Genomic DNA, 233 nt, shown 5'->3' with positions numbered 1-233 from the left:
GTTCCCCGAGGGCGCCGTGCCGAACTACGCGACGTGGGGTCCGCGGGGCGAGCTGTACGTCAGCGACTACGCACAGCCGATCGTGTGGCGCGTGCCGCCGCGCGGCGGCACGCCGCGCGCGTGGTTCACCGCGCCCGCGCTCGAGGGCGCCGAGTTCGGCACGACCGGGCTGGTCTACCGCCCCGGCCGCGGCGACCTGGTGCTGGCCCAGCAGTGGGTCCTCGACGGCTCGC

At 76.8% G+C, this 233-nt stretch carries 1 protein-coding gene; it reads left to right on the top strand.

Features of this window, described 5'->3' with window-relative positions; all coding sequences use genetic code 11:
- Nucleotides 1–233, top strand: a 233-nt coding sequence (locus tag QWY28_RS23900; protein ID WP_300955386.1) for an SMP-30/gluconolactonase/LRE family protein, incomplete at both ends; no start/stop codon positions are given.

Origin of the sequence: Nocardioides oceani, from assembly GCF_030412965.1 — a bacterium.
GTDB classification, from domain to species: Bacteria; Actinomycetota; Actinomycetes; order Propionibacteriales; family Nocardioidaceae; genus Nocardioides; species Nocardioides oceani.
This window is presented reverse-complemented; position numbering and strand designations above follow the sequence as displayed.